Origin of the sequence: Tepidanaerobacter sp. GT38 (assembly GCF_021991635.1) — a bacterium.
Classification (GTDB): domain Bacteria; phylum Bacillota; class Thermosediminibacteria; order Thermosediminibacterales; family Tepidanaerobacteraceae; genus DTU063.
This window is the reverse complement of record NZ_JAFFJA010000019.1, coordinates 1-2,470: the sequence shown is the minus strand read 5'-3', so window position 1 is coordinate 2,470 and position 2,470 is coordinate 1. Positions and strand designations below refer to the sequence as shown.

At 34.3% G+C, this 2,470-nt stretch carries 3 protein-coding genes; 1 reads left to right on the top strand and 2 read right to left on the bottom strand.

Annotated features, from left to right (window positions below):
• Nucleotides 1–363 precede the first annotated feature (363 nt).
• On the top strand, nt 364–1,053 hold the full coding sequence (locus tag JT739_RS04190) for a flagellar brake protein (RefSeq protein ID WP_237659844.1): 690 nt from the start codon (nt 364–366) through the stop codon (nt 1,051–1,053).
• A gap of 1 nt (nt 1,054) precedes the next feature.
• Here JT739_RS04190 and JT739_RS04185 read toward each other — a convergent pair whose 3' ends face one another.
• Nucleotides 1,055–1,414, bottom strand: coding sequence for a hypothetical protein (locus JT739_RS04185; protein WP_237659843.1), 360 nt, complete (start codon nt 1,412–1,414; stop codon nt 1,055–1,057).
• 282 nt (nt 1,415–1,696) lie between these two features.
• Nucleotides 1,697–2,260 (bottom strand): alkyl hydroperoxide reductase subunit C, encoded by a 564-nt coding sequence (gene ahpC / locus JT739_RS04180; RefSeq protein WP_237659842.1) that lies wholly within the window; start codon nt 2,258–2,260, stop codon nt 1,697–1,699.
• Nucleotides 2,261–2,470: the final 210 nt, after the last annotated feature.

The following is a 2,470-nucleotide window of genomic DNA, read 5'->3' as shown; positions in this document are numbered from 1 at the left end:
TTTTTCAAAACTACTACTGATTTTTTTGTATGATTTCCTGTATAATTAGTTCCATAAGGGTATCTCCTTTTCTGTGATTTTTTGTGGTTCTTGCAGATTATATCATATCACAGAGGAGATACTCTTATCTTTTATTTTTTCCTTTTTTCCCAAAGTAATTTTACACTAAGCTGATTTTCCGTAAAACATTTAAGGCAAAAACATAGGGCAAAACTAAACAATGCAAATGACGTCTAAGTCGAATGTCGAAGAAGATTGTGGGATTTTTCTTGGATTTTTGCTGCAATTTATTACAAAAAATACGGTGTTGTTTTATTAAAATGTAATAGGGGAAAAAACCATTTTTTATAGGAGAGAAGCTCTATGTATTTTCTGCAAAAAAAAGACTTATTAAAACCTAAAACCTATTGCAGCATTAAAGCAATTGATGGGGGCAATTACTATGATTTTATTGTGACAAGCATATTAAGGGATGCATTCATTGTCCAAGCTTTGAAAAAAAATGATGCCCCTTGTTGGAAATCAAAAGATAAAATAGAGGTGCAAATCCTTTCTGATTCAGCTATCTACGAATTCTCATCATCGGTCATATGTTCCATAAACACTAACTCGCCCATATACGTTTTAGAATCACCACAACATATAAAGCGAATCCAGAGGAGACAATATGTAAGGTACAATTATGGTTTAACACTCTTTTTTTCGCCTGTGGAAAATAAAAACCAATGGAAACTGATATGCCCGCGCATAAAAGCTAAAACCTTAAATATCAGCGGCGGAGGTCTGTGCTTAACCTGGTCAAGGCCACTGCAGGAAAAGACTCTTGTGGCAATCACAATGAGTTTACCCTTTGACAAGAGTTCCCCCGAGGAAGAAATCTTAATACAGGCACTGGGGGAGGTTAGAAGGTGTGTAGAGTACAATGGAAAATACAGTATAGGTGTCGAATTTAAAGAAATTGACAAAAGAGACAGGGAGAAAATAATTGGTTTTATCTTTGAACAAATGAGAAAGGATGCAAAATCAAGGCGGAGCTTTGCAAGGATTTTTTAGGCTACTCCTGCCATTTCCATTTTGAAAAACACATATTAGTTGAGTATACAACATATTGAGCTGTATCATCATTTATAAATCTATGTAAAGCCCCCATTTGGTTTTCTTTGTCTTCCCGAAAGCCTCTGCTCTCCATATAATCACTCAATGAAACACTTGGCTTTGCCAAAATAACTTTAGGATATTTTTGTATTTCTACATATTCTTTCTCTGTAAACAATATCTGGAATAATCCCCTTGCAGTAGATAATGGATTAAGGACGCTAAATTTATAATATGAGATGAACGAACTTAGACCAATAACGACAATCAGCAAAAGAAATTGCACTATGATAATTTTTGCTTTTTTATTTTTGCCCACTTTAGACCTCCTATTCCATTAAAAACCCTTACGTAAAGCCACACTATTTAATGATTACTTCTCCTTCATATTGTATTTACTCGACCTTAGATTCATCAACCTGTTTTGACGAATAAATAGTATTTGTTTCGATTTAATGATACCACTTTTTGTTTAATAGCAAAATGAGTTTAAAATAAGTTTTTTGATACGAGTTAGATGTAAAAAAGCACCTTTCTTATATTTGCTAGAGTATAAGAAAGGTGCTTTTCAATTTCAATATTTAATTTTATGTAGGTAGGATTAAATCTTTCCTACCAAGTCAATACCGGGTTTGAGGGTTTTAGATCCTGGACGCCATTTAGCAGGGCAAACTTCATCTCCATGCTCTGCTACATACTGAGCAGCTTGAACTTTGCGCAACAGTTCTGCAGCATTTCTGCCGATGCTGTTGTCATTGACTTCGTAAGCTACGATTTTCCCTGCCGGATTGATTATAAAGCTTCCGCGGAGGGCCATTCCTTCTTCTTCAATATACACATCAAAATCTCTTGAGAGCTTTCCTGTTGGATCTGCCAGCATGGGGAATTTAATCTTCTTAATAGTGTCAGATGCATCATGCCAAGCTTTATGAACAAAATGGCTGTCTGTTGATACGGAATATATTTCTGCACCTATCTTTTTGAATTCTTCATAAAGATCAGCTAAGTCCTCTAATTCTGTCGGGCATACAAAGGTGAAGTCGGCAGGGTAAAATACAAACACTGACCATTTGCCCAGCAAATCCGACTTGCTGACATCCTTAAATTCTCCGTCAACAAAAGCCTTTACAGTAAAATCTGATACTTCCTTTCCAATAAGCGCCATAAAAATATCTCCTCCCGCTTAATGATTTTTTTTATCCGGCAAATTGCCGGTGATGTGCTAAATATATTTTTCATAAAGTTATTGTGAAAAATATATATATTTTATTCCTACTCTTAAATTAATTAGTAATGATTATTGTTATTATTATTATAAATAATCATTCTCAATTTGTCAACAGTTTTATAAAAACTTTGTTGTTATTCTGTGATA

Coding starts and splice junctions, on each gene's coding strand:
- JT739_RS04190 (WP_237659844.1), top strand. CDS start 364: ATGTATTTTCTGCAAAAAAAAGACTTATTAAAACCTAAAACCTATTGC.
- ahpC (WP_237659842.1), bottom strand. CDS start 2,260: ATGGCGCTTATTGGAAAGGAAGTATCAGATTTTACTGTAAAGGCTTTT.